Source organism: Janthinobacterium sp. EB271-G4-7A, assembly GCF_020858075.1.
Lineage (GTDB): Bacteria > Pseudomonadota > Gammaproteobacteria > Burkholderiales > Burkholderiaceae_D > Janthinobacterium > Janthinobacterium lividum.
In genome coordinates, this window is sequence record NZ_JACYMI010000001.1 from 3,524,543 (window position 1) to 3,548,742 (window position 24,200).

A 24,200-nucleotide genomic window follows, 5' to 3' on the forward strand; every position below is an offset into this window, starting at 1 on the left:
CAGAATTGATACAGCAAAAAAAACGGCGCCCGAAGCGCCGTTTTTCTTTTCATGTCACCGTCCTATCCCACCGTGCCGATGATGCTCACTTCGCGGTTTTCCGGGATTTCGTTGTATGACAGCACATGCAGGCCAGGCGCGAACAGGCGCGCATAGCGGGCCAGCAGCGGACGGATCTGCGGCAGCACCAGCAGCAGCGGCGGCGTGGCCTGCTGCTTCATCTGTTCGCGCGCCACCGGCATGTTCACTTGCAGCTGCGACAGCAGATGCGGGTCGATCGGATAGTTATCCAGGGTCACCTTGCCCGACTGGCGTGCCTGGTTCAGGGAGCCCAGCAGCATGTTTTCCAGCTCGCCGCCCAGGTTAAACGCCTGCATTTCCATCTTCTGGCCAAACAGCCCGCTGACGATCTGGCGCCGCAGCGCGCAGCGCACTTCGGCCGCCAGCAGGATCGGATCCTTGGTCGTTTCCGAGCTGTCGAGCAAGGTGGTGGCGATAGGCACGATATCTTTCAGCGACACATTTTCCGCCAGCAAGACGCGGAACACGCGCAGCAGTTGCGTGTGCGTCAGCGCCTTGTCAAGCGCGCCAGCCAGTTTCGGCGACAGGGCCGTCAGGCGCTCCATCATGTTCGAGACGTCTTCGTGGCGGAACAGTTCAGGCAGGTATTCGCGCACCATCTTCGACAAGTGCGTGGCGATCACGCTGGGCGCCTCGATGACCTGGTAGCCGAGGCCCAGCGCATGCGCCTTTTCACCCGGTTCGATCCACGTGACGGGCATGCCGTAGGCCGGCTCGATGCCGGGAATGCCGTCCAGCTGGCCATACACGTTCGGCGACGGGATCGCCATCAGGCGGTCAGCCTGCACTTCCGCCTGCGCCACCACGGTGCCCGACAGCACGATGGCGTATTGCGACGGCTTCAGGGCCAGATCATCGCGCACGCCGATATTCGGCAGCAGCAAGCCCATCGCCTCGGACAAGCTCTGGCGCACGCCCTTGACGCGCTTGTTCAGCGGTTCGCCTTGCGTTTTATCCACCATGCCAACCAGCTTGTAGCCAAGCATCACCATCAAGGGCTGCACGGCAGGCAGTTGCTGCCACTCCAGTTCGGCCGGACGCTCGTCGCGCAAGGCTGCCTCGATGGCGGCCATGCCGGCCGCGTCGGGTCCTTTCACGCGCTTGGTCAGGCGCCAGGCAACAAAAGCCAGCACGCCGGCAAAGGTCATGAACATGAACCATGGCATGCCCGGAATCAGGGCCAGCGCCACCATCATGCCGGCCGCGCTGTAGATTACCGTTGGCGACGTCAGCACCTGGCCTGCCACTTGCTGTTCGAAATCGCCCGAATCGCTGATGCGGGTCACCAGGATGGCGGCCGCGGCCGACAGCAGCAGCGCCGGAATCTGCGCCACCAGGCCATCACCGATGGTCAAGAGTGCGTATTGACGGAAGGCATCGCCAAACGACAGGTCGTGCATCAGCGAGCCGATGGCCACGCCGCCCACCATGTTGATGATCAGGATCAGGATACTGGCGACGGCATCGCCGCGCACGAACTTCGACGCGCCGTCCATGGCGCCGTAGAAATCCGCTTCGGCGGCCACGTCCTTGCGGCGGATCTGGGCTTTTTCCTGGTTGATCAAGCCGGCGTTCAGGTCGGCATCGATGGCCATCTGCTTGCCCGGCAAGGCGTCGAGGGTAAAGCGCGCGGACACTTCGGAGATACGCTCGGCACCCTTGGTGACGACGGCGAAGTTGATAATCATCAAGATCACGAAGACCACGATACCGACGACGAAGTTACCGCCGATCACCACGTTACCAAATGCCTCGATCACCTTACCGGCCGCATCCGCGCCCGTATGGCCGTGCAGCAGCACCACGCGCGTCGACGCCACATTCAAGGTCAGCCTGAGCATGGTGGTGGCCAGGATCACCGTCGGGAAGACGGAGAAATCGAGCGGCCGCTTGGCCGACACGCTGACGAGGATGACGATCAGTGCCAGCACGATATTGAAAGTGAACAAGATATCGAGCAGCACCGGCGGCAGCGGCAAGATGATCATTGCCAGGATCACCAGCAGGAACAGCGGCGTGGCGAACTTGTGGCGGCGCATTTCAGCAACCACTCGGTTCAGGAAATTCATGGCGGTACGACCTCGCTCAGATGAGATGGCACGGCCATCTCGGTGGGTAATACGGGCTGGGCAGCACGCTGCCCGGACCGGAATGCTTTCAATTGCAGGATGTAGTTCAGCACCTGCGACACGGCCTGGTACAGCTGCACGGGAATCTGCTGCTGCACCTGGCTGGTGTTGTAGATGGCGCGCGCCAGCGGCGGCAACTCCAGCGTTTCAATATGGTGCTCCTTCGCCACTTGCCGGATATACAGCGCCATCTCGTCGACGCCCTTGGCCACGACAAACGGCGCCTCGGCGCGGTCCTGGTCATACTTCAGCGCGACGGCGTAGTGCTCGGGATTGACGATCACCACGTCGGCGTCGGGCACGGTCTTGCGCACGCTGCGCCGGCCGATCTGCTGCTGCAGCTGGCGGATGCGCTGGCGCACTTCGGGCCGGCCTTCGCTGCTTTTATGCTCTTCCTTGACATCCTGCTTGCTCATGCGCTGGTTGCGGGCGAAGAAAAACGCCTGCGCCGGCACGTCGATGATGGCAAACAGGACGAAGACGGAAATGAGCGCCATCAGGCCGTCGAGCATCAGCGCGGAGCCATCGAGCATGGCCTGCTGCAAGGGCCGGTGCTGCAAGTCCACGTACTGCGTCAGGCTGGAGCGGCTCACATGCACCAGCACCATGCCCAGCACGACGGCCTTGGCGATGGACAAGCCGAATTCAAAAGCATGCTTGGGCGCAAACAGACGGCCCAGGTTCTTGGCGGGGCTCAGGCGTTCCATCTTCGGCATCCAGTTCTTCGTGCTGATGACCCAGCCGCCAGGAATCAATGAACCGAGCACAACAAACAGGGGCACGCAAAACAGCGGCACGATCATCTTGATCAGCAAGCCCACCGATGTCGTAAACGCCATCGACATGGCATTTTCCAGCGCGCCCTTGCTGTCGAGCGGCATGAAGGCCATGGCAAACAGCTCGCGAAAGCTCAGCAGATAGCCCGGCAGCAGGTAAATGAAGACCTTCATGCTGATCAGGATGCCCAGCGCCGTCGACAGGTCGCGCGAACGCACCACCTGCCCTTCCTGGCGCGATTTCTTCAGCTTCTGCGCTGACGCCTTTTCTGTCTTGTCGCCAGTGCTGCTATCCGCCATGGGCCACCCGCATCTGTTCCTGGATCATGTCGAGCACGCGGTTGGTCATGGCGATGTAGTGCTCAGGAATAAAGCGCACGATCTGTATCAGCATCAGCAGGCCGAACATGGTGATCATGGAAAACCCCAGCGAAAACAGGTTCAGCGACGGCGCCACCCGGTTCAGGAAGCCAAAGCCCAGTTGCACCACCATGGTGGAAAAGACGATGGGCAAGGCCAGCAGCATCGCGGCGGCGAAGATCCACGCCACGTTATACGCCACCGTCTGCAGCAGCAGCGGCCCGTAGCCCTGCCCCACGGGCCAGGCCGTGAAACTGGCGCCGATCACGCCCGTCAGCACCAGGTGGCCGTCGATGGCGAAAAACACGATCATGCACATGATGGTGAGCAAACCCGTGATCACGTCCGACGAAGTGCCGTTGAGCGGATCGTTCATGACGGCCATCGAAAAGCCCACCTGGCTCGACACCAGGTAGCCGAGCACCGACATGACGGACATGGCGAAGTGGAAGGCCAGACCGAGGACGAAGCCGATGATGGCCTGCTCCAGGGTGGCGACGAGGGCGTGCAGGGAAAACGGATCGATCTTCAGCAAGTCCTGCGACACGCCCGACGCCTGCATCACGGGCAGCATCAGGATCGCCAGCACCAGCGACAGCAGCACCCGCACGGGGACGGGCACCATGGCGTCGCCAATCACGGGCGAGGCGCTGAGCATGGCCAGGATGCGGCAGAACGGCCACCACACGGCCAGCAGAAACGGCAGCACCTGATTGAAAATCTGATCCATGGCGCGCGGCGCTATCCGACCAGGGTGGCGGCGCGCTGAAAAATGGACACGCAATAATCCATCAGGTAACCGGCCATCCAGCGTCCGGCCAGGATCAGGGCCAGCAAGGTGACCAGCAGGCGCGGCAGGAAACTCATGGTCTGTTCATTGATCGAGGTGGCCGCCTGCACCAGCGCGACCAGCAAGCCCATGAGCAAACCCGGCACGACCAGGATCACCACCAGCAGCATGACGACATGCAGCGCTTCGATGATCAGGTCGACGGCGACTTCAGGGGTAAACATGGATCAATAGCCCTGTATGCTGGTAACTAAGGTGTTGACGGTCAGGGTCCAGCCATCGACCAGCACGAACAGCAGCAGCTTGAACGGCAGCGAAATGACCAGCGGCGACAGCATCATCATGCCCATCGCCATCAGCACGGACGCCACCACCAGATCGATGATGAGGAACGGGATGAACAGCATGCAGCCGATCTGGAACGCCGTCTTGAGTTCGGACAAGACAAACGCGGCCAGCTTGACCGTGAAGCTGTGGTCTTGCGGGCGCATGCTCGACGGCTCGCCGGCCAGGTGCGCGATCTGCGCCAGCGCGGCCTTGCTCGTCTGCGCCAGCATGAAGCGCGAAATCGGCACTTCGGCGATCTTCAGGGCTTCCTGCATGCCGATCTGGTCGCGGTCGTACGGCACGAACGCTTCCTTCCACACCTGGTCGCCGATGGGGCGCATCACCAGCAAGGTGAGAATCAGGGCGATGCCGGTGACGATGCGGTTGGGCAAGCCCTGCTGCAGGCCCAGGGCCTGGCGCAGCAGGGACAGCACGATGACGAAGCGGGTAAAGCTGGTCATCATCATGACCATCACGGGCAGCAGCCCGAGCAGGGTCATGACGACCAGGATCTGCATCTTCACCGACAGGTCGGTCTTCGCGCCCGGCACCACGCCGGACAATAAATCCTGCGCCCCGGCGGCGGCGCAGCACAGCATCAGAACGGGGACAGCCAGCGCGGCAGCCAGCGCGCCGCGGCGCCGGCTCAAACCGGGTACCGCCAGCTTCATGCTGTCATCAGGTCGAGATTGAGGCCGTCGAGGTCGATGACTTTCAGGCCATAGTTCTCGCCGGCCACGACCACTTCGGCGCGGCCGATCGGCGTGCCATTGACCTTGATCACCAGCGGTTCGCCGGCCAGCATGTCGAGTTCGATCACGCTTTCAGGGCCGATGGCCATCAGCTCTTCGAGCGAGATGCGGGCCGAGCCCACTTCCAGGGTCAGCGTCACGGGAATCTTGCGCATCATCTGCGGAATGTCGCGCCGCGCGCGGCCGCTGGCCACGTCGGACACGTCGCCCTGGTCGATGATCATGTCATCGCCCAGGTCTTCCAGCAGGGTTTCGCTCTGGTTGGTATCGTTCAGATTCATATTATTCGACATCTTCAAATGAGGTTAAACAGAGCTTGCCCTTGTGTTCGGAAACAGCAGCTGTAAATAAACGGGAGTCGTCGAGCATGACGTCGGTACGGCTCAGGCTGACGGGAATCACGTCGCCCACGCGCAGGTCGAACAAGGCGCCCAGTTGCACCTGTTTGCTGACGAGCCGGCCTTCCAGGGTCACTTGCAGGCGCGAAGCGAGCGGGCGCACGCTGCCACGCAAGGCTTTCTTCGCTTGCGCGCGCTCGGGCAGCAGGCCGCGCAGCACGTCGGCCATCAGGCGCTTGTCCAGCGAGAACCAGAACTGACCGCTCTGCCCCGCCTCGACGTCGCTGAGCGCCACGGTGACGATCCAGCTGCCGCGCGCCGGATGCACGCCAGACTGCACGGCGACCTCGGCACTGGTGTCGATGTCGCTGCTCTTGCCCAGGGTTTGCAGGTTCTTGTGGACGCGGGAAAACAAGCTGTTCACCAACTGTTGTCCCAGCACCACAGCGAGGCGCTCCTCCGTGGCCGTCACGCGCACCTGCGCCGGATCGGGCAGCGCACCCTTGGCGCCGGCACTACCATAGCGATAGTTCAGCACGCTCAAGAGTATCTGCCGTTCAAGGGCAAAGCCCGTCTGGCTGGCCGCCGTGGAAAAACTCAGCCAGCGGTTCACGCTGTCCTCGTTTTCCACGCGCGACAAGCTCACGCCATCGATCTGGAAGTTGCCCCAGTAGCGACGGCTCATCGGCTGGCGCAGGGCCACGGCCAGGTCGTCGCGCAGCTGGGCGCCGAATACATGCAGCAAATGGACAGGACGTCCAAGCAGACAAGAATCGAGGACTTGATGGCGCACAGTTTGATCTGTCTTAGTGGTTATCATGAGGGTCATGTCGTATTGCGGTGGCAGAACAAATTATACGGATCACCCGAAATTAAATACAGCATCATCTTGACCTTGCAAACCGATCCGCAAGCAAACGATTGCGCATCGTATCGCATGCTAGATGACTACGGTGCTGAACAATACATGAAAATGCTAAATATTGCCATGTATCAATATTCCTTGAGGCAATCCTCTCTTTACTTTATAGTTGCCCCGAGGTAAGCTTATAGCGACAAAATAGTGATTTGCAGTGCGCCATTCCGCTTACCTGATTCCGGTTTTTATGGCAGTTTCCAGTCCTTCTTATTGCCACCAGCAGAAACTTTTATCAGATAAATATTAGTTGTCATGGCCATGTAAATCATGTTGGCGTGGGTTTGCTGGGTTTGTTTGAGTCTGCTTGAGCGGATGGTGTGGCAACTGATAAAACTGATGGGTCCTGAAATCGGGCCGGGCGAGATGGCATTGGATGTAATGCCTGCCGGAATGGCAACACCAGTAATTTCTGATTGATACGTCACCGCATATTGAAAGTAGAGGGCAAGATGAGCAACGAACTCGCAGGTCTGATCAAGGCCGATCTGGCAGCACTGAGCAATGACGCGCGCGCCCTGGGCGCCAGCATCGCGCCTGCCGCCCAGTTCGGCGCGCCGGAACAATCCGGCTTCTCCTTTGCGCAAAGCATGAAAGACGCCATCGGCAAGGTCAACGGCGATGACCGCATGGCCGCGCAAAAAATGAGCGACGTCGACAGCGGCAAGAGCGACGACATGGTCGGCGCCATGCTGGCCAGCCAGGAAGCGAGCCTGTCCTTCTCCATGTTGATGCAAGTGCGCAACAAGGTCATGGGCGCCGTCGACGAACTCATCAAACTGCCTCTGTAATCTTCACGTCCTGATCCACGCCCAGCCTTCCAGCGAAAGTTACCCCAAGTGATTACCCCCATGAAGTCCGCATTTGCGCGCTGGCGCCTTGGCGCCCAGCCCGCCATTCCGCCCGCCCTGCTGAAAAACCTGGTTCCCATCGTCGTGCTGGCCATCGGCATCACCGCCATGGTGACCATGTATGCCTGGCGCGACCAGGCCAACTACAAGCCGGTGTTTGGCGCGCGCGAAAAAGTGGCCGTGACGGACATGATGGCCACCCTGGACGCGGAACACATCCCCTACCGCCTGCATCCGGACAGCGGCCAGGTGCTGGTGCCCGACGCCATGCTGGGCAAGGTGCGCATGCTGCTCGCATCGAAAGGCGTGACGGCGCAGCTGCCGGCCGGCCTGGAGCTGATGGACAAGAACGACCCGCTGGGCGTCTCCCAATTCGTGCAGGACGTGCGCTTCCGCCGCGGCCTGGAAGGCGAACTGGCGCAAAGCATCATGACGATGGACGCGATCGCTTCGGCGCGCGTCCATCTGTCGATTGCCAAATCGACTTCGTTTGTCGCCAGCGACGGCGACAAATCGTCCGCTTCCGTCGTGGTGGCGCTGAAACCGGGCCGCACCCTGGCGCAGGAACAGATCGCCGCCGTCATCAACATGGTGGCCGGCAGCGTCGCCAGCCTGGCGCCCACGCGCGTGAGCCTGGTCGACCAGAGCGGCAACCTGCTGTCCTCGCACATCGACCTGACGGACGGCTTCGATGCCTCGGCCGCCGGCAACGAAGGTGCGAAACGCTTCCAGGATGAAATCCGCCGCAACGTCACGGGCTTGCTGGGCCCGGTCATCGGCGAAGACAACTTCAAGCTCAGCGTGACGGCCGCCGTGAACAACGACCGCGTGGACGAAACGCTGGAAAAATACGGCGAAGCCCCGAAAGTAACGAGCGAAGCGATGCGCGAAGAGCAGGAACGCAACCGCACCGTGGCCGGCATTCCCGGCAGCCTGTCGAACCGTCCGCCAGCGGCCGCCGTGCCGGCACCGGCCGACGCCGCCGGCGCCGCCCCCGCCGATGGCGCGCCGAAGCCATCCGACGATGGCACGGCCCGCAAGAACGCCACCACGCGCCAGTACGCCTACGACCGCAGCATCACGCAGATCAAGCGCAGCCGTGGCCGCCTGGAAAAACTCAGCGTCGCCGTCGTCCTCAACAGCGCCGCCGCACCGAATCCGAAAACGGGCTGGACCCCTGCCGAACTGGGCAATATTGAAAAAATGCTGAGCAGCGGCCTGGGCATCAACGCCCAGCGCGGCGACAGCCTGAGCCTGACGGCGCTGGCCTTCCCGGCCAAGCCGCCCGTGGCGCAGTGGTGGGAAGAGCGCGATACCGTCGTCGATTTCAGCAGCTGGCTGCTGTACGCCCTGGGCGCCATCCTCGGCTACTTCCTGATCCTGCGTCCGCTGCTGCGCCTGCTGACCACGCGCCTGACGCCGCCGCCACTGAAACAGCTCGATCCCGCCCTGGCACTGGGCGGCGCCAGCGCCGCCGGCGCGAATGGCGTGGCCGCCGCCGGCGCGCCTGCCCTGGGCGTGAATGGCAGCCCGCTGGCGCTCGAAGGCGAGGCCGCCGCCGGCAACATGCCGGTCGTGCCGCTGCTGGAAAACTATGACTTGCCGCCACCTGGCTCGGCGGTCGACGTGATGGTCGACCACTTGAAAGTGCTGGCTGAAAAAGAACCCGAGCGTGTCGCCGAAGTCGTCAAACAATGGATGCAGAAAAATGGCCGAACTCAACAACAATAATCCCTCCGACGGCGCAGAATACGAAAGCGTCAGCCTGAACCCCGTGGAACAGGCGGCCATCGTGCTGCTGAGCATCGGCGAAGAACAGGCCGCCAATGTGCTGCGCTGCCTGTCGCGTGAAGAATTGCTGGAAGTCACGCAAGTGATGTCGCGCATGAGCGGCATCAAGGTCGAATCCGTGAAAACGGCCATGCAGACCTTCTTCGACGACTACCGCCAGCAAAGCGGCGTGCACGGCGCCTCGCGCAGCTACCTGAAGCGCTCGCTGGACATGGCGCTGGGCAGCGATATCGCAAATAGTGTGCTGAACAATATTTACGGCGACGCGATCCGCCCCAAGATGGCGCGCCTGCAGTGGGCTTCGCCGAAATGGCTGGCCGAATACATCGTCAACGAGCACGTGCAGATGCAAGCCGTATTCCTGGCCTTCCTGCCGCCCGCGCTGGCCGGCCAGATCCTCGATGCCCTGCCCGTCGAAGGCCGCGACCTGGTCTTGCTGAACCTGGCACGCCTGGACGAGATCGACCGCGACCTGCTGGTCGAGCTCGACGAACTGGTGGGCCGCTGCCTGGGCACGCTCGACACGCAAAGCACCAGCGTGGAAGGCATCCGCCAGGCCGCCGAGATTCTCAACCGCATGCCGGGCAACCGCGCCGCGCTGGTCGAACTGCTGCGCGCGCACGACCCTGACGTCGTGTCGGAAATCGAGCTGAGTATGTACGACTTCCTGATCCTGGCCACGCAGAGCGATGTCACGCTCACGCGCATCCTGGAAGACGTGCCGATGGAACAGTGGGCCATCGCCCTCAAGGGCGCGGAACCGTCGATCCGCGACGCCGTGCTGAAAACCATGCCGCGCCGCCAGGCGCAGAGCTTCGAAGACATGATGCGCCGTTCCGGCCCCGTGCCGCTGTCGCGCATCGAACAGACGCGCCAGGAAATCATGGCCACCGTCAAGGGCCTCGCCGATGCGGGCGAGATCGAAGTGCAACTGTTTGCCGAAGCGGTGATCGAATGAAACACTTCCGCTCGTATCGTTTCCCGCCCCTGTCGCAATTCATCGCCGCCGGCCAGCGCGCCTCCAACGAGGACACGGACGGCCAGTGGCAGGCATCCGTCTCGGAAGGCTTCGAGCAGGGCCAGCGCGACGGCTACGAAGTGGGCCTGGTGCAAGGCCAGCAGGACGGCTACGACACCGGACGCAACGATGGCATGGCGCAGGGCCGCGAAGAAGGCCGCAATGAAACCCTGGTAGCCCTGGACCGCCTGGCCCGCCCTGTCGACGCCATCTTGCGCGACCTGAAAAAAGTGCGCGCCGATTACCGCGAAGCGCAGCGCAAGGAAGTGGTCGACCTGGTGGCCAAGGTGGCGCGCCAGGTGATCCGCGCGGAACTGGCGCTGCAGCCGGTGCAATTGCTGGCCCTGGTCGACGAGACCCTGGCCTCGATGCCGCCCACGCGCGAGGAAATCGACGTCTTCCTCAATCCGGAAGAATTAAAACGCATCAGCGAACTCGATCCGAAGCGCGCCAAGCGCTGGAACCTGATCGCCGACGCGCGCCTCGACGCGGGCGAATGCCGCATCAAGGCGGGCGACAATGAAGTCGACGCGGGCTGCCATCAGCGCCTGTCCGCCTGCATGGAACAGGTCAGCAGCCACCTGGCGCTGGCCGCCGAACACGCGGACCAGGGCGCGCCTGCATGATCGCCGACACGCTGCGCAGTTTCGAGATCGGCGATATCCCGGTCGCGACGCCGACCGGCCGCCTGGTCGGCGCGTCCGGCCTGCTGCTGGAAAGCGCCGGCTGCCGCCTGCACACGGGCCAGCGTTGTCAAATTGAAACGGTGAGCGGCGAGTGGCTCGATGCGCAAGTCGTCGGTTTTCGCGAAAAACTGTCTTACCTGATGCCGTTCAAGAAGGCGACAGGACTGACCACCGGCGCCAGAGTTCTCCCGTTGCCCGACAAGGCCAGCCTGCAGATCGGCCCCTCGTGGCTGGGCCGCATGGTCAATGGCCTCGGCGAGCCGATCGATGACCTGGGCCGCCTCGGTGGCGAACACATCCTGGAAGTCACGCCACCGAAGATCAATCCCCTGAAGAAACAACCGGTGGTCGAACCGCTGGACGTGGGCGTGCGGGCGATCAACAGCATGCTGACCCTGGGCAAGGGGCAGCGCGTGGGCCTGATGGCCGGTTCCGGCGTGGGCAAGAGCGTGCTGCTGGGCCTGATCACGCGCCAGACGGTGGCCGATGTCGTCGTCGTCGGCCTGATCGGCGAGCGGGGCCGCGAAGTGCGCGAATTCGTGGAAAAGTCGCTCGGCGCCGAAGGCTTGAAAAAGGCCGTGCTGGTGATCGCACCGGCCGATGAGTCGCCCCTGATGCGCATCATGGCCACAGAGCTGTGCCATTCGATCGCCGCCCATTACCGCGACCAGGGCAAGCACGTGCTGCTGCTGGTCGATTCGCTGACGCGCTATGCCATGGCCTTGCGCGAAGTGGCGCTGGCCCTGGGCGAGCCGCCGGCCACGCGCGGCTACCCGCCGTCCGTCTTCTCGAACTTGCCGCAACTAGTGGAAAGCGCCGGCAATGGCGCCCACCCGGAAGGCAGCATGAGCGCCATCTACACGGTGCTGGCCGAAGGCGACGACCAGCAGGACCCCGTGGTCGACACGGCGCGCGCGATTCTCGACGGCCACATCGTGCTCACGCGCGAACTGGCCGAGCGGGGCCACTACCCCGCCATCGACATCGCCGCCTCGATCAGCCGCTGCATGGCGCAGGTGATCACGCCCAGCCACATGCAGGCGTCGCGCGCGCTGAAAGCGTCGATGGCGCGCCATGCGCGCGTGCGCGACCTGATCCCGCTGGGCGCCTACGTGCCCGGCGCCGACCCGATCACCGACCGCGCCGTCCAGCTGCACGCGCCCATCGAAGCCTTCCTGTGCCAGGGCACCAAGGAAGAGGCGCCGATGGGACCGTGCATCGAACAACTTGAACAGATCATGGCCTAGGAGCATACGTGAGCGACGCGCATACCATCCGCAACCTGACCACCCTGGTCGGCCTGCGCAGCACCGAAGTGGAACGCCTGCAAGGCGAAATGGCGGCGCAGACGGCCGTGCGCGAGCGCTACCAGAAAAACCTGGAGCGCCTGACGGGCCTGTACACGGATAGCGGCCCCAGCGGCGCCCTGCCCCTGGCCCTGTCCGTCAACTGCGGCAACTTCAAGCAAGCCGTGATGCAGATGGCCGACCAGCACCGTACCGACCTGCACCTGCACGAAGCCAACATGGCCGTCTCGCAGCGCGCGCTGAATACGGCCTGGGCCAAGCGCGAAGTGCTGGACCAGGTGCTGACGCAAAAGCAAAAACATGTTGCAAATGAGCAACACCGAGTTGATGCCAAGCGGCAAGACGAGCTGGCGACGCAATTCTGGTTCCGCGGGCAGGTAAAATGAGGTTTGTGTAAGTTTCTTTCAGGAAAACTTCACGAAACGGGAATGGGGGTCGCCTTGTACCGGTATATCCCTTTATTCAGGAGTCTGGCATGGCAAACGTAATTACCGCACCACGATACGATCCGATCGTCACAGCAGAACAATTGGCTACCAAATCGGTGGCGGCGCAAAAGGCAGCCCTGGCGAATCAGACCACGCTGGCCAACAACACCAGCAGCGCGCTGGGCAACCTGAAATCGGCCATCTCGGCATTCCAGCTGGCGATGACGACCATGACGTCCAGCAAATCGGTGCTGAGCCAGTCCGCCACCTTCAGCAATACCGCGTATGGCACGGGCACGGCCGGCATCAAGGCGGCGCCTGGCAGCTACGCGTTCTTTGTCGAACAACTGGCCACGGCCAGCCAGACCTCGTATGGCGGCTTGAGCAGCACCACGCCAGCCAACGGCGGCAACATGACCATCCGCCTCGGCGATCCGCTGGCTGCCGTCACCGCCGACAACGCTTTCGACATCGACCTGGCCGCCGCCAACAAGGATGGCGACGCCTACCTGACGCCGCAGGAAATCGCCGCCGCCATCAATGGCAACAGCAAGAATAATGCGCGCGTCACCGCTTCCGTCATCAATATCGGCAACCAGGCGCAACTGGTGCTGACGTCGAATCTCACCGGCGTGGCCAATGCCGTCTCGATCGACACCAACAGCGTGACGGATGCGGGCCTGAAGTCAGCGCTGCAGAGCGACATAAAAGCCATCGCGGCACCGAAGGACGCCATCGTCTGGCTGGGCGCGCAGGGTTCCGGCACCAAGATCACCCAGGCATCGAATACCTTCACCAACGTGCCTGACGTGAAAATGACGTTCACCAAGGCCATGACGGCAGGCGAGAGCCCCGTTACCGTGACCGTCGGCACCGACAGCGCCGGCACCATTGCCAATGTGCAAGCTTTCGTCGATGCCTACAACAAGCTGAAAAGCGTGATGGATGGCCTGGCCAGCCCCGGCAATCCGGAAAAAAATATCGCTGCCGGCATCTTTGCCCACGACTCCGGCCTGAACGCCCTGCGCACCAGCATGGGCGATGCCTTGCGCCTGAACGTCGATGGCGTATCGCTGGTAGCGTATGGCATTACCGCCCAGCGCGACGGCACGATCAGCCTGAATACGGCCAAGCTGACGGCCAAGCTGGCGGACAATCCTGGCGGCCTGGATAAACTGTTCGGCAATAACAGCCTGTCGGCCCCAGCCGGCGTGCTCGGCGGCCTGGACAAGGTGCTGGGACAGTGGAGCAATGTCACCAAAGGCCAGATCACCCAGCGCATGGCAGCGACGGACAAGTTGCAGAAAAGCCTGGCCAAGAGCGCCGAGCGCCTGACCAACCAGTACAACACTGCTTACACCCGTTTCCTGGACCAATATTCCCGACTGCAAGTATTGCAGGAGCAAATGACCCGGAATTCGGACATGTTCGATGCCATGTTTAGTAACGATAAATCCTAAGGCGGACGTGCCTGCCGCGCCGCCACAGTTAACATAGCGAGAAGAGAATAATGTTGAACAATGAAGCTTACGGCAGCTACCATGCCGTCAACCTGGATTCCCAGACCGCCCGCGCCACACCGGTCGAACTGGTACTGGTGCTGACGGACGGCCTGCTGGAAGAACTGGCGCGCGCGCGCGGGCACATCGTGGGCAAGCGCTACGAGCAAAAGGCCATCAGCCTGGATAAATGCACGCAGATCATCAACGGTCTGTCGAGCTCGCTCGATTTCGACAATGGCGGCGAAGTGGTGGTCAACCTGGCGCGCCTGTACGACTATTGCGTGGCTCGCCTGTACACGGCCGGCATCAAGCTCGACCCGACGCTGATCGATGAAGTGACTACCTTGATGACCACCATCAAGCGTGGCTGGGTGGGCGTCCAGGCCAATAATGCCTAGGCGCGCTGCACTGCAGCAGCTGAGCCGGCATTTGAGCGCGGCTGTCGCCCAGGCGGACTGGGAGGCGATGGAAAAACTCTCGGCCAGCCTGGCGAAAAACATTCCGCTGCTGGCCGAACGTGGCGCATGGAATGCGCTGGAACAAACAGAATTGTTGCAATTGCGCAAAATTCACGCGCAAGCGGTTAAAATTTGCTCTGCGGAAAAAGAACGCCTGGGTCAACACTTGGGTGCATTACAGGCAAATAAGGAAGGTTGGGTCGCCTACGCCGCGCTCGGCGAATACGACTCGGACGGGAATCAAGCATGATCATGAACTTCAACAAGGCGCCGGCCGCTCCGGCAGCGGCGGCCAATGCGGCACCGACACCAGCCTCGGCGCCAGCGCCGGCACAGACGGCCACCTTGCCTGGCACGCCAGGCTATGGCAGCAACGGCGCCGCGCCCTCCGCCCTGCCCCTGTTTGCGCAGGTGCTCGATGTGACAGGCGGGGAGTCGGCCGATGCCGGCACGCCCGCGCCAGCCCCCGTCAAGGATGGCGACAGCGACAGCCAGGCCGACAGCGGCTTGCCTGCCATGGCAGCGCCCGTCATCGGCCTGCCGGTGGCGATGCTGCCGCCAACGGACGCGGCCGCAGCCGAGGCGCGCGCCGCCGCGCAGGCACAGACACCAGCGCAGGCGAATGTGGCGCAAGCCAACCCGGCACTCAACATCAGCCTGCATCCGGCGGCAATCACCCTCACCGCACAGGGAACGGCGCAGCCGGCAGGCCGCGATACGCGCGAACCGCTGGCAGCAGCCATCCCGGCGAGCTCCGCCAAGGGCAGCGCGCCCGCACAGCCGTTCGAATCGCTGCTGCAGCAAGCCGCTCCGGCAAGCGCCGTCGTCGCCCCTGCCGCGCGCGATGGCGAACGCAGCGCCGCAACGCCCGCGCCAGCCGCGCCCAACCTGGGCTTGACGGGCGCCATCGGCAATACGGCTACGGCGGCCCCGGCCGGCGATACCATCAAGCTCAACGGCCCTGCACAGCAATGGCAGGAACCGCTGCGCGAAGCGCTGGGCGAACGCCTGCAGACGCAGATCGGCCGCAACAGCGAACACGCGACGATCCGCCTCGACCCGCCCATGCTGGGACGCATTGAAATTTCCATCCGCCACACGGCCGGCGCGCTGCAGGTAAACGTCACGGCGTCGAACTCGGAAGTGTTGCGTCAGCTGCAAGGCATCGGCGAAAACATGCGCAGCGACCTGGCACAGCGCCAGTACACCGAGGTGGCCGTGAATATCGGCGCCACCCCGCGCAGCCCGGCCGCCCAGGCGTTTGCCGAAGGCGATGCACGCGGCCAGCGTCAACCGGGCCGCCAGCAGGATGATGCCGAACCGGGCCGCGCCCTGTCCGACGGCAGCACTGCCAGTACCACTTACGCCATGCACGAGCGAGAGAGCGCCTGATGAATATGAAAATGAAACTGATCGGCGGCTTTGTCGCCGTGGCAGTGCTGGCCGCCGGCGCGGCTGGCGGCGCCATGTGGTACCTGGCCAAGCCGGTTGCCGGCCATGCCGATGCCACCGAAGCGAAAGCCCCGCCACCGCCCGCCACGGGCAAGAAGGCACGCAAGTTCATTACCCTGGACAAGGTCATCGTGATGCTGCGCCGCGGCCCCGGCGACGGTGAAACGCATTACCTGTCGGCCGACCTGGTGATCGCCACCACCGAGGAAAAGGAAAAGCTGACCAAGGACCACTTGCCGTTGATGCGCTCGATCGCCGTCAGCACCCTGTCGAGCTTTCCGATGGAAAAGGCACAGACCATGACGGTGGAGCAGTATGCCGAACAGATCAACAAGGCCTTCAATGTCAGCTATGAACGCGAGCAGATGGAAAAACCCTTCACCGAAGTCATGGTCGGCAAGCTGATCATTGAATAAGCCAACACGCCAGTCGACCTAGTGGGAGATCCCTTGGCCTATGTAGAGCAATACCAGGAAGCGTATGGCGCCGGCGAATATGCCGCCGCCAGCGCTTGCGCGGCCGTGCTCAGCGTTGCTGAAGAGCAACAACATCTGGTAGCGTACTCCCCTTTGGTGAAACGCATCGTGCGCCAGCTCAATTCGCAGGTGTCGGGCGCCATCGACCGCGACGACATGGAACAGATTGGCCTGATGGGCCTGCTGGAAGCCCTGCGCCGCTACGGCGTGCCGGACCAGTCTTTCGGCAGCTATGCCAGCCTGCGCATCCGTGGCGCCATCCTCGATGAACTGCGGCGCCAGGACTGGCGCCCGCGCGCCGTGCGCCAGGAAAGCCACCGCCTGCGCGACAGCGTGCGCGCCCTGACCCGGCGCCTGGGGCGCGAGCCGCTGGAAGCGGAAATCATGGCGGCCCTGAAACTGACGCCGGAAGCGTTCCAGGAATATCAATTGGCGGAAAACGCCGAGCTGATCGCCAGTTTCGACGAAGTGCTGCAGGAAAGCCTGGGGCAAGCCGACAGCGCACCGAGCCCGGAAGAGCAATTGATGGTGCGGCGCAGCCTGGAACAGGCGCTGCGCACGCTGGACGAACGGGAACAGCGCGTGGTGCAGATGTATTACGAATTCGAACTGAGCTATAAAGAAATTGCCGCCGTGCTGGACCTGAGCGACGCCCGTGTCTGCCAGCTCAACAAAACGGCGCTGGGCAAGATGAAAGCCATGCTGCAAGACGCATAAGAGTAAGCAAGATCCATCAAATTGACGCAGCACAATGACGCAGAAAGGCAGTTGACATGGTAATTATCGGTATCTTAATCGTGATGGGGTGTGTATTCGGAGGCTTCGCCCTGATGGGCGGCACCGTCCACGCGATCTGGCAACCGGTCGAGTTGATCATCATCATCGGCGCCGCCGTTGGCGCCCTGGTGCTGGGCAATCCCAAGCATGTACTCGGTGAAATGCTGCACCAGATGCGCAAGATCGTCACGCACAAGAAGCAAGGCTCGGAATTCCAGCGCCAGTTGCTGCTGCTGATGTATGAACTGCTGCAAACGGCCGCCGGCGGCCTGAAGGCGCTCGACGCCCACGTCGAGGCACCGCGCGAAAGCGCCCTGTTCCAGCGCTATCCGCTGGTGCTGGAAGAGCCGAAGCTGCTGGCCTTCATCGTCGACAACTTCCGTTTGATGGCGATGGGCAAGATCAACGCGCATGAGCTCGAAGGCGTGCTGGAGCAGGAACTGGAAGCCATCCACGACGAATTGCTGCAACCGTCGAAGTCCCTGCACAAGATCGCCGAAGCCATGCCAGGTTTCGGTATCCTGGCTGCCGTTCTGGGCATCGTGATGGCCATGAATTCCGTGGCCGACGGCGCCGATGCGGCGGAAATTTCGGAAAAAGTGGGTGCCGCCATGGTCGGTACCTTCATCGGCATCTTCTTTTGCTACGGCGTGCTCGATCCGATGTGCAACATGATGAAGCAATTGGTGGGCGAAGAAGGCTCGACCATGGAGTGCGTGAAGGTCGTGCTGGTCACGCACGTGGCGGGCAAGCCGCCCCTGCTGGCGATCGATGCGGGCCGCCGCCTGGTGCAGCTGAACATCAAGCCGAGCTTCGCCCAGCTGGAAAGCTGGATCAATGCGCTGGAAGATGGCGGCGCCGAACAAGAGCAGGGCCAAGGCCGGGGAGGCCGCCGTGCTAAAGCCGCATGAGAAACATGAACAGGCCATCATCAAGCGTGCTGGCCGCAAGCATGACGACGATGGCCATGGCGGCGCCTGGAAAGTAGCGTTCGCCGACTTTTGCCTGGCCCTGCTGTCGCTGTTCCTCGTGCTGTGGCTGATGGCCGCGCGCGAGCAGCAGGCAATGAAGGAAATCATGATGGATGCGTCGGCCAGCAGCCGCCAGGGCGAAGGCCAGGGCGTCATGCCGGAACAGAGTGGCGGTCCGCGCGGCAGCCTGATCGAGCGCTTCCCCATGCCCCGCAAGGGTTCGGGCGACACGCGCACGGAAGGCAAGCAGATGCAGGACGGCAAAGCCGGCTCAGCGCCGCAAAACCAGACCAAGGTCAGCTACCAGTCACCGGAAGACTTGATGGCCTTGTCGCGCGCGCTCGACAAGCTCAGCGACGAAGCGGGACTCAAGAGCAACCTGCAATCCGTGATCACGCCATACGGCTTGCGCGTCATGCTGCACGATACGGACAAGCAAGGCATGTTCGTGCGCGGCAGCGCCGTGCCGACCGACCGCTTCCGCAAGCTGCTGCGCCAGATGGGTCCCGTGTTTGCGCAAATGGAAAACCAGATGCTGATCGTCGGCCACACGGATTCCTTGCAATACGCCAATAACGGCTATGAAGGCTATTCGAACTGGACCCTGTCGGCCAACCGCGCCATGTCGGCGCGAGCGCAATTGCTGATCGGCAGCATGAGTCCGGACAGCGTGCTGCAAGTGGTGGGCATGGCCGACCGCGCGCCGCTGGACGTGAAAAACGCCAGCGCCGGCATCAACCGCCGCATCGAACTGTTAATATTGACGCGTGGCCAGGCAGACAGCATCGCCGCCATGTTCGGCATGGCCGGGCAAAAGCCGCAAGGCGACGAACTGCAAGTGGGTGAACCGGATGCGGGCACCTTGCAGCGCCTGCGCGAAAAACTGGGCCTGCCCGCAAAGAAGGAGCGGGATGAGCATGCAAATTAAGGGCAAGGGACAACGTATGAAAATCTCCTCCGGCAATACCGGTGCTGCCGTGCGCAGCAGCGCCGTCGCGCCGGCCGAGGCGATCGCCGAGAACGCGGGCGCCGCCGGCGCCATGGGCGGCTCGTCGGCCGGGGCGGAATTGCAATCGGCCGTGCTGCAACCGGCCATGGCCGCCCTGCGCGCCATGCCCGAGATCGACCACGAGCGCGTGGCCATGCTGCGCGATGCGCTGGCGAAGGGCGAATTGCCGTTCGATCCGTCAAAACTGGCAGGCTTGATCCAGCGTTTCCACGGCGGTGAATCGTGACCGCAGCGCGCAAGGGCATCACGCGCCAGGAAGCCGTGCGCCGCGTGCTGCAAGGCATGAAAGACGACAGTATCGGCTATGCCGCCCTGCAAACCTTATTGGAAGAGCAATTCCAGGCCACCCTGCACCACCGGAGTGCGCAGCTGACGGCGCTGGCCGACCAGGTCATCGCCGCCGTCGAACCGCTCGATGCGCGCCGCCGCCAGCGGGTCAGCCTCGTCACTGCCCTGCTGGGCCCGCAAGGCGACATGGCCCAATTGTTTGCGCTGTTGCAAGAAGACGCGCGTACGAGCGCCGAACGCGACTGGGCCGCGCTCGAGCAGATGGTGCTTGAATGCAAACGCCTGAACGCCCGCAACAGTGATTTATTAACAGAGCAGTACAGCATCATGCAGCGCGTGCTGCATGGCGAGGAAGATACGTATGCGCCAGGCTGATTTCCTGACCCGCGCCACGGCGGCAACGCCGTCGACGGCAGCCACGTCCGCCGTGCAGAGCAATATGCGCGCCACCGACGCCACCAGTTCCAGCGGCAACTTCAGCAGCGTGTTCCGGCAAGTACAGGGCGAAGTGGCCCGCTTCATCGAACAGGGCGGCGGCAATGCCACCAGCCTGAACCCGCAAGGCCGCGCCTACCTGGAACAGAGCCAGCCCGTCAATGTGCTGGGCAGCATCAACCAGGGCGGAGAAATCGGCGAAGTACAGCAGCAATTTCTCGCCTCGATCAAGCCGTGGACGCAAGAAACGGGCGCGCGCCTGGGCGTGGCGCCGGAAATCGTCGCCGCCCACGCGGCACTGGAATCGGGCTGGGGCCAGCGTCCGCTGCGCCAGGGCACGGGGGCGGACACGAATAATCTGTTCGGCATCAAGGCCGGCGGCAAATGGCAGGGCGACGTGGCCAGCAATGTCACCACCGAATACGAGGCGGGCAGCGGCACGGCCCTGAAGAAAACGGAACGTTTCCGCAGCTACCCGGACCAGGCCAGCGCTTTCCGCGACTATGCGCAGGTCTTGCTCGACAATCCGCGCTACCGTGCCGCCCTGAACACGGGTGCCGACGCGGGCGCCTTCGCGCAGGGCCTGGCGCGCGGCGGCTATGCCACCGATCCGAATTACGCCGCCAAGCTGACGCAGCTGGCGACGCGTCTGCAGCGCACGGCCGCCGCAGACTGATTTTCCTTAACGGCCGGGAAGTTCGGCCGGTTCCACCACGCCCGCATCGACCACCCTGGCACGTATCACCGTGCCGCTGGTGGCGTTGCGCACGCGAATCACCTCGCCCAGCGCGCCCGGATCCATCGCTTCGCCGGCCATGCTCACTTCCACCTGCTCCTTGCGCGCCACGATATTCACCGCACTGCCCCGCTTGATCAGCACGGGCGATGCCAGTTGTCCCTGACGCAACACTTCGCCGGCACGCAAACTGCGCCGGCTCGACAGGCCAACGGCGCCGGGCAAGGAGGCAATACTGTCGGGCACCATCGTCACGTCGCGCCGCGCCAGGGTCACGTCGCCCGCCTGCAACGGCGTATTGGCCGTGACGGGGACGCTGGTGACGGCCACCTGGGCCGTGATGCTGCCGCGCGCCAGCATTTCATAACGCCAACCGTTGCTCCCAGGACACACTGCGACAAAGCGCATGCGCTGCGCCGACCGGCTGTCCGCCGTTTCCAGCGCAACGGGCGCCGCGCACGCCGGCACGGGGCGCGTGCTTTTTACCACGGTGACTTGAAACTGCGGTTCCAGCAGTCCGGCCGAGGCTGCCTGCTGCGCCAATTGCTCGCGCGCCAATTGTTCCACACGCGAAAATATATTGTCGGCTGGCAATTCTGCGCGTCCTGCACTACTATATAGGCTGGTCAGTAAAAAGAGGCCCGGAAGCAGTATGTGACGACATTGCGCCTTGTTCCACATCACGGAATAGTTCTCAAAGTAAATCATTGCTAACCTTAATCAAAGATACTGAAGCGGCATGACCTTACCATGCGTCAACATGACCAGGCTGGGATTTTACCTCTGCACCACCTATTTTCTAGCCCGAACCGCAAAAAGCACGAACGAATTCAACACAAAGGATGACCATGGGGATTAATTTCAAGGATGCGCTGGGCGTGCACGCCGATGCGCTCGCGCTGCGTGCCGACCGCACACGCGTACTGGCCGCCAACATCGCCAATGAAAACACGCCCGGCTTCCAGGCCATGGACATGGATTTCGGCAGCGCCCTGCAGCAGTTGCAGGACAACGAAGCCGGCCTGCTGTCGACCGATGACGATGCCAGCGCCCTGTACCGCGTCCCCTATCACCCCAGCCGCGACGGCAATACCGTCGAAATCGGCGTCGAGCAGGCGGCGTTCTCGCAGAATGCCACCGACTTCCAGACCAGCCTGACTTTCGTCAACATGAAACTGAAGGGTCTGTCCAAGGCCATTTCCGGACAATAAGGATCAGCATGAGCTTCCAGGATATTTCCAAGATCGCCGGTTCGGCGATGGCGGCGCAAACCGTGCGCCTCAATACCATCGCCAGCAACCTGGCCAATGCCGATTCCGTGGCCGGTTCCGAAGGCGAAACCTACCGCGCGCGCAAGCCCGTATTTGCGGCCGTGATGGATGGCCCCGGTGCCAGCGGCGCCGGTGGAAGAGTGCAGGTGCTCGACGTGGTGCAAAGCGATGAACCGCTGCGCAAGGTGTATGAACCGGGCCATCCGATGGCCAATGCCGATGGCATGGTGTTCTACCCCAACGTCAATCAGGTGGCCGAAATGACCGACATGATGTCGGCGTCGCGCGCGTTTGAAACCAATGTCGAAGTTCTGGGCCGCATCAAGTCGATGCAGCAATCGCTCCTCAAATTAGGTGAAGCATAATCCATGGAAACCAATCTCTTTACAAACAACACCAGCGGCAGCAACAGCGGCAGCAATGCCGTCAAGTCGCAAAGCAATGCTACCCAGGATATGTTCACCAAATTGCTGGTGGCCCAGATCAAGAATCAGGATCCCCTCGCGCCGACCGATCCGAGCCAGTTCGTCAATCAATTGACGCAGCAGGCGCAGACGGAAGCGATGCAAAATCTGTCGGCGCTGACCAGCGCCAATGCCAGCGTGCTGCAATCGATGCAGGTGCTGGCCCTGGGCGCGCAAGTGGGCTCCGAAGTGATGGTCAACAGCGAAACGGTCCAGCTCGACAAGAGCAAGGTCAGCGGCACCATCGCGCTCGCGGCCGGCACCACCAAGACCACGGTGACCCTGAAAGGCATCGACGACAAGGAATACAAGATCGAACTGGGCGCCAAAGGTGCCGGCACGGTACCGTTCACCATCGATCCCGTGGCCCTGGGCTTGCCTGCTGGCACCTATACCATGGCGGTGACGACCAGTGGCACCGAAAAACCGACGGTCGACATCGCAGGCAAGCTCAATAGCGTGCGCCTGTCGGCCGGCGGCAGCATGATTCTGAGCGTGTCGAACCTGGGCGAAGTCAACCCTGGCGCGATCACCGGTTTTAACGGTAAGACGGCCTGATCCGCCCTTCCCTTCGTTTCCTGAACACTAATCTCGTCCTTCACTAAAGGAAGTCAACATGAGTTTCGACATCGCCCTGTCCGGTATCCAGTCCATCAACCAACAGTTGAACAGCACCAGTAACAATATCGCCAACGCCGGCACCTACGGCTTCAAGAGCAGCCGCGCCAACTTTTCGGCCATGTACGCCGGTTCGCGCGCCACGGGCACGGAAATCGGCTCGCTGACGCAAAGCATGTCGCTCAATGGCGGCGTGCTGAACACGGGCCGCGCGCTTGACGCGGCCATCGATGGCCGCGGCTATTTCGTCACGCGCGATGCGCAGAACACGATGACCTACAGCCGCGTCGGCATCTTTTCGGCCAGCAATGAAGGCAAGCTGATCGATGCGAATGGCCGCCTGGTGCAGGGTTATGCCGCCGTCAAGGGCAGCACCACCTTGGGCACCATGGGCGACATGCTCATCCCAACGGGCCAGATTCCCGCCGTGGCCTCGACCAAGCTGGCGTATGCCGCCAACATGTCGTCCGAATGGACCGTGAAAACGCCGCCGTTCAACAAGACCAACGAACTGAGCTACAACAGCGCCAAGTCCTCGATCGTCTACGATTCGCTGGGTGCCAAGCACTCGCTGGGCCAGTATTTCGTCAAGACGGCAACGGGCGTGGACGTGCACTACACCTTCGACAACGCCGATGTGACGCCGGTGACGAGCATGACCTTCGACACGAACGGCAAGCTGGTGACCGGCACGGGCGCCACGCCAGTGCTGCCGACGCCGCCTGGCGCGGCGCCGCTGTCGGTCGTCATTGACTACACGGGCACCACCCAGTTCGCCGGCGAAGCCACCACCTCGACCGACCGCGCCGACGGCTATGCCTCGGGCACCTACACGGGCGTGGAACTGGCCGATGACGGCTCCGTCGTGGCGAAATACACGAACGGCCAAAAACAGAGCATCGGCGTGATCGCCCTGGCTACCTTCCCTGACGAAGGCGCATTGACGGCCGTCAACGATACCAGCTGGGTCGCCTCGACCACTTCCGGCACCGCCATGTATGACCGTCCGGGCGTCGGCATGGCCGGCAAACTGGTGACGAGCTCGCTGGAACAGTCGAACGTCGACATCACCTCCGAACTGGTGGGCCTGATGACGTCGCAGCGTAACTACCAGGCCAACTCGAAGGTCATCTCGACCGAGAACGCCATGCTGCAATCGCTGATGCAAGCGCTGTAATCCACGATACGCAAAG

At 62.7% G+C, this 24,200-nt stretch carries 30 protein-coding genes; 21 read left to right on the forward strand and 9 right to left on the reverse strand.

Annotated features, from left to right (window positions below; genetic code table 11):
* Positions 1 to 62 precede the first annotated feature (62 nt).
* The 8 genes from IGS58_RS15780 to IGS58_RS15815 all read right to left on the reverse strand — a co-directional run bounded on the left by IGS58_RS15780 (position 63) and on the right by IGS58_RS15815 (position 6,897).
* Entirely contained in the window at positions 63 to 2,150 is a 2,088-nt protein-coding gene (locus IGS58_RS15780; RefSeq protein ID WP_070253620.1) for a flagellar biosynthesis protein FlhA, read from the reverse strand.
* Positions 2,147 to 3,286, reverse strand: coding sequence for a flagellar type III secretion system protein FlhB (gene flhB, locus IGS58_RS15785; protein ID WP_034787883.1), 1,140 nt, complete (start codon positions 3,284 to 3,286; stop codon positions 2,147 to 2,149). The genes IGS58_RS15780 and flhB overlap by 4 nt, the downstream gene beginning before the upstream one ends.
* Positions 3,276 to 4,076 (reverse strand): flagellar biosynthetic protein FliR, encoded by an 801-nt coding sequence (locus tag IGS58_RS15790; RefSeq protein WP_070253621.1) that lies wholly within the window; start codon positions 4,074 to 4,076, stop codon positions 3,276 to 3,278. The genes flhB and IGS58_RS15790 overlap by 11 nt, the downstream gene beginning before the upstream one ends.
* A gap of 11 nt (positions 4,077 to 4,087) precedes the next feature.
* Positions 4,088 to 4,360 (reverse strand): flagellar biosynthetic protein FliQ, encoded by a 273-nt coding sequence (locus tag IGS58_RS15795; protein WP_034757874.1) that lies wholly within the window; start codon positions 4,358 to 4,360, stop codon positions 4,088 to 4,090.
* 3 nt (positions 4,361 to 4,363) lie between these two features.
* Positions 4,364 to 5,134, reverse strand: coding sequence for a flagellar type III secretion system pore protein FliP (gene fliP / locus IGS58_RS15800; RefSeq protein WP_034787879.1), 771 nt, complete (start codon positions 5,132 to 5,134; stop codon positions 4,364 to 4,366).
* Positions 5,131 to 5,496: a FliM/FliN family flagellar motor switch protein gene (locus IGS58_RS15805; RefSeq protein WP_070253622.1), complete on the reverse strand. Its 366-nt coding sequence runs from the start codon at positions 5,494 to 5,496 to the stop codon at positions 5,131 to 5,133. The genes fliP and IGS58_RS15805 overlap by 4 nt, the downstream gene beginning before the upstream one ends.
* Before the next feature lies 1 nt (position 5,497).
* Positions 5,498 to 6,298, reverse strand: a complete 801-nt coding sequence (locus IGS58_RS15810; RefSeq protein ID WP_034787875.1) for a FliM/FliN family flagellar motor switch protein — start codon at positions 6,296 to 6,298, stop codon at positions 5,498 to 5,500.
* Between the two features lie 359 nt (positions 6,299 to 6,657).
* Positions 6,658 to 6,897, reverse strand: a complete 240-nt coding sequence (locus IGS58_RS15815) for a hypothetical protein (protein WP_230521998.1) — start codon at positions 6,895 to 6,897, stop codon at positions 6,658 to 6,660.
* Positions 6,898 to 6,921: 24 nt separating this feature from the next.
* Between IGS58_RS15815 and IGS58_RS15820 the strand changes: the two genes are divergently transcribed.
* The 17 genes from IGS58_RS15820 (at position 6,922) to IGS58_RS15900 (ending at position 20,594) form a co-directional block, all read left to right on the forward strand.
* Complete coding sequence (locus IGS58_RS15820; RefSeq protein ID WP_034787870.1) at positions 6,922 to 7,260, forward strand: flagellar hook-basal body complex protein FliE; 339 nt, start codon at positions 6,922 to 6,924, stop codon at positions 7,258 to 7,260.
* 60 nt (positions 7,261 to 7,320) lie between these two features.
* Positions 7,321 to 9,051 carry a flagellar basal-body MS-ring/collar protein FliF gene (gene fliF, locus IGS58_RS15825; RefSeq protein ID WP_230521999.1) on the forward strand — a complete coding sequence of 577 codons (1,731 nt, stop codon included), beginning with the start codon at positions 7,321 to 7,323 and terminating at the stop codon, positions 9,049 to 9,051.
* Entirely contained in the window at positions 9,029 to 10,069 is a 1,041-nt protein-coding gene (locus IGS58_RS15830; protein WP_035818015.1) for a flagellar motor switch protein FliG, read from the forward strand. Before fliF ends, IGS58_RS15830 begins: the two co-directional genes overlap by 23 nt.
* Positions 10,066 to 10,755: a flagellar assembly protein FliH gene (fliH, locus tag IGS58_RS15835; protein WP_034787861.1), complete on the forward strand. Its 690-nt coding sequence runs from the start codon at positions 10,066 to 10,068 to the stop codon at positions 10,753 to 10,755. Before IGS58_RS15830 ends, fliH begins: the two co-directional genes overlap by 4 nt.
* Positions 10,752 to 12,062 carry a flagellar protein export ATPase FliI gene (gene fliI / locus IGS58_RS15840; RefSeq protein ID WP_034787854.1) on the forward strand — a complete coding sequence of 437 codons (1,311 nt, stop codon included), beginning with the start codon at positions 10,752 to 10,754 and terminating at the stop codon, positions 12,060 to 12,062. The genes fliH and fliI overlap by 4 nt, the downstream gene beginning before the upstream one ends.
* Before the next feature lie 8 nt (positions 12,063 to 12,070).
* On the forward strand, positions 12,071 to 12,508 hold the full coding sequence (locus IGS58_RS15845; RefSeq protein ID WP_046684908.1) for a flagellar export protein FliJ: 438 nt from the start codon (positions 12,071 to 12,073) through the stop codon (positions 12,506 to 12,508).
* A gap of 89 nt (positions 12,509 to 12,597) precedes the next feature.
* On the forward strand, positions 12,598 to 14,010 hold the full coding sequence (gene fliD, locus IGS58_RS15850; protein WP_034787851.1) for a flagellar filament capping protein FliD: 1,413 nt from the start codon (positions 12,598 to 12,600) through the stop codon (positions 14,008 to 14,010).
* Between the two features lie 50 nt (positions 14,011 to 14,060).
* Positions 14,061 to 14,450, forward strand: a complete 390-nt coding sequence (gene fliS, locus IGS58_RS15855) for a flagellar export chaperone FliS (protein WP_034757830.1) — start codon at positions 14,061 to 14,063, stop codon at positions 14,448 to 14,450.
* A 31-nt stretch (positions 14,451 to 14,481) separates the two neighbouring features.
* Positions 14,482 to 14,760 carry a hypothetical protein gene (locus IGS58_RS15860; RefSeq protein ID WP_230522000.1) on the forward strand — a complete coding sequence of 93 codons (279 nt, stop codon included), beginning with the start codon at positions 14,482 to 14,484 and terminating at the stop codon, positions 14,758 to 14,760.
* On the forward strand, positions 14,757 to 15,902 hold the full coding sequence (locus tag IGS58_RS15865; protein WP_230522001.1) for a flagellar hook-length control protein FliK: 1,146 nt from the start codon (positions 14,757 to 14,759) through the stop codon (positions 15,900 to 15,902). The genes IGS58_RS15860 and IGS58_RS15865 overlap by 4 nt, the downstream gene beginning before the upstream one ends.
* Positions 15,902 to 16,378, forward strand: a complete 477-nt coding sequence (locus IGS58_RS15870) for a flagellar basal body-associated FliL family protein (protein ID WP_081345405.1) — start codon at positions 15,902 to 15,904, stop codon at positions 16,376 to 16,378. The genes IGS58_RS15865 and IGS58_RS15870 overlap by 1 nt, the downstream gene beginning before the upstream one ends.
* A 33-nt stretch (positions 16,379 to 16,411) precedes the next feature.
* On the forward strand, positions 16,412 to 17,155 hold the full coding sequence (locus tag IGS58_RS15875) for a FliA/WhiG family RNA polymerase sigma factor (RefSeq protein ID WP_034787845.1): 744 nt from the start codon (positions 16,412 to 16,414) through the stop codon (positions 17,153 to 17,155).
* A gap of 56 nt (positions 17,156 to 17,211) precedes the next feature.
* Entirely contained in the window at positions 17,212 to 18,126 is a 915-nt protein-coding gene (motA, locus tag IGS58_RS15880; protein ID WP_034757817.1) for a flagellar motor stator protein MotA, read from the forward strand.
* The gene (locus IGS58_RS15885; protein ID WP_034787914.1) at positions 18,110 to 19,114 is read left to right on the forward strand and encodes a flagellar motor protein MotB; all 1,005 of its coding nucleotides are present in this window, start codon (positions 18,110 to 18,112) and stop codon (positions 19,112 to 19,114) included. Before motA ends, IGS58_RS15885 begins: the two co-directional genes overlap by 17 nt.
* A 16-nt stretch (positions 19,115 to 19,130) precedes the next feature.
* A complete protein-coding gene (gene flgM / locus IGS58_RS15890; RefSeq protein WP_034757812.1) occupies positions 19,131 to 19,421 on the forward strand; it encodes a flagellar biosynthesis anti-sigma factor FlgM in 291 nt (96 codons plus the stop codon).
* Positions 19,418 to 19,858: a flagellar export chaperone FlgN gene (flgN, locus tag IGS58_RS15895; RefSeq protein WP_081345406.1), complete on the forward strand. Its 441-nt coding sequence runs from the start codon at positions 19,418 to 19,420 to the stop codon at positions 19,856 to 19,858. Before flgM ends, flgN begins: the two co-directional genes overlap by 4 nt.
* Positions 19,845 to 20,594, forward strand: a complete 750-nt coding sequence (locus IGS58_RS15900; protein ID WP_230522002.1) for a glycoside hydrolase family 73 protein — start codon at positions 19,845 to 19,847, stop codon at positions 20,592 to 20,594. The genes flgN and IGS58_RS15900 overlap by 14 nt, the downstream gene beginning before the upstream one ends.
* A 6-nt stretch (positions 20,595 to 20,600) precedes the next feature.
* On the opposite strand, the gene flgA is transcribed toward IGS58_RS15900, so the two are convergent.
* Positions 20,601 to 21,248 (reverse strand): flagellar basal body P-ring formation chaperone FlgA, encoded by a 648-nt coding sequence (gene flgA, locus IGS58_RS15905; RefSeq protein ID WP_052140608.1) that lies wholly within the window; start codon positions 21,246 to 21,248, stop codon positions 20,601 to 20,603.
* Positions 21,249 to 21,502: 254 nt separating this feature from the next.
* Here flgA and flgB point away from each other — a divergent pair, with 254 nt between their 5' ends.
* The 4 genes from flgB to IGS58_RS15925 are packed head-to-tail and all read left to right on the forward strand — an operon-like array spanning position 21,503 to position 24,184.
* Complete coding sequence (gene flgB, locus IGS58_RS15910) at positions 21,503 to 21,865, forward strand: flagellar basal body rod protein FlgB (RefSeq protein ID WP_034758109.1); 363 nt, start codon at positions 21,503 to 21,505, stop codon at positions 21,863 to 21,865.
* Positions 21,866 to 21,873: 8 nt separating this feature from the next.
* Complete coding sequence (gene flgC, locus IGS58_RS15915; RefSeq protein ID WP_034757795.1) at positions 21,874 to 22,290, forward strand: flagellar basal body rod protein FlgC; 417 nt, start codon at positions 21,874 to 21,876, stop codon at positions 22,288 to 22,290.
* A gap of 3 nt (positions 22,291 to 22,293) precedes the next feature.
* The gene (locus tag IGS58_RS15920; RefSeq protein WP_230522003.1) at positions 22,294 to 22,947 is read left to right on the forward strand and encodes a flagellar hook capping FlgD N-terminal domain-containing protein; all 654 of its coding nucleotides are present in this window, start codon (positions 22,294 to 22,296) and stop codon (positions 22,945 to 22,947) included.
* 58 nt (positions 22,948 to 23,005) lie between these two features.
* Positions 23,006 to 24,184 (forward strand): flagellar hook protein FlgE, encoded by a 1,179-nt coding sequence (locus IGS58_RS15925; RefSeq protein ID WP_070253632.1) that lies wholly within the window; start codon positions 23,006 to 23,008, stop codon positions 24,182 to 24,184.
* The last annotated feature ends 16 nt before the right edge of the window (positions 24,185 to 24,200 follow it).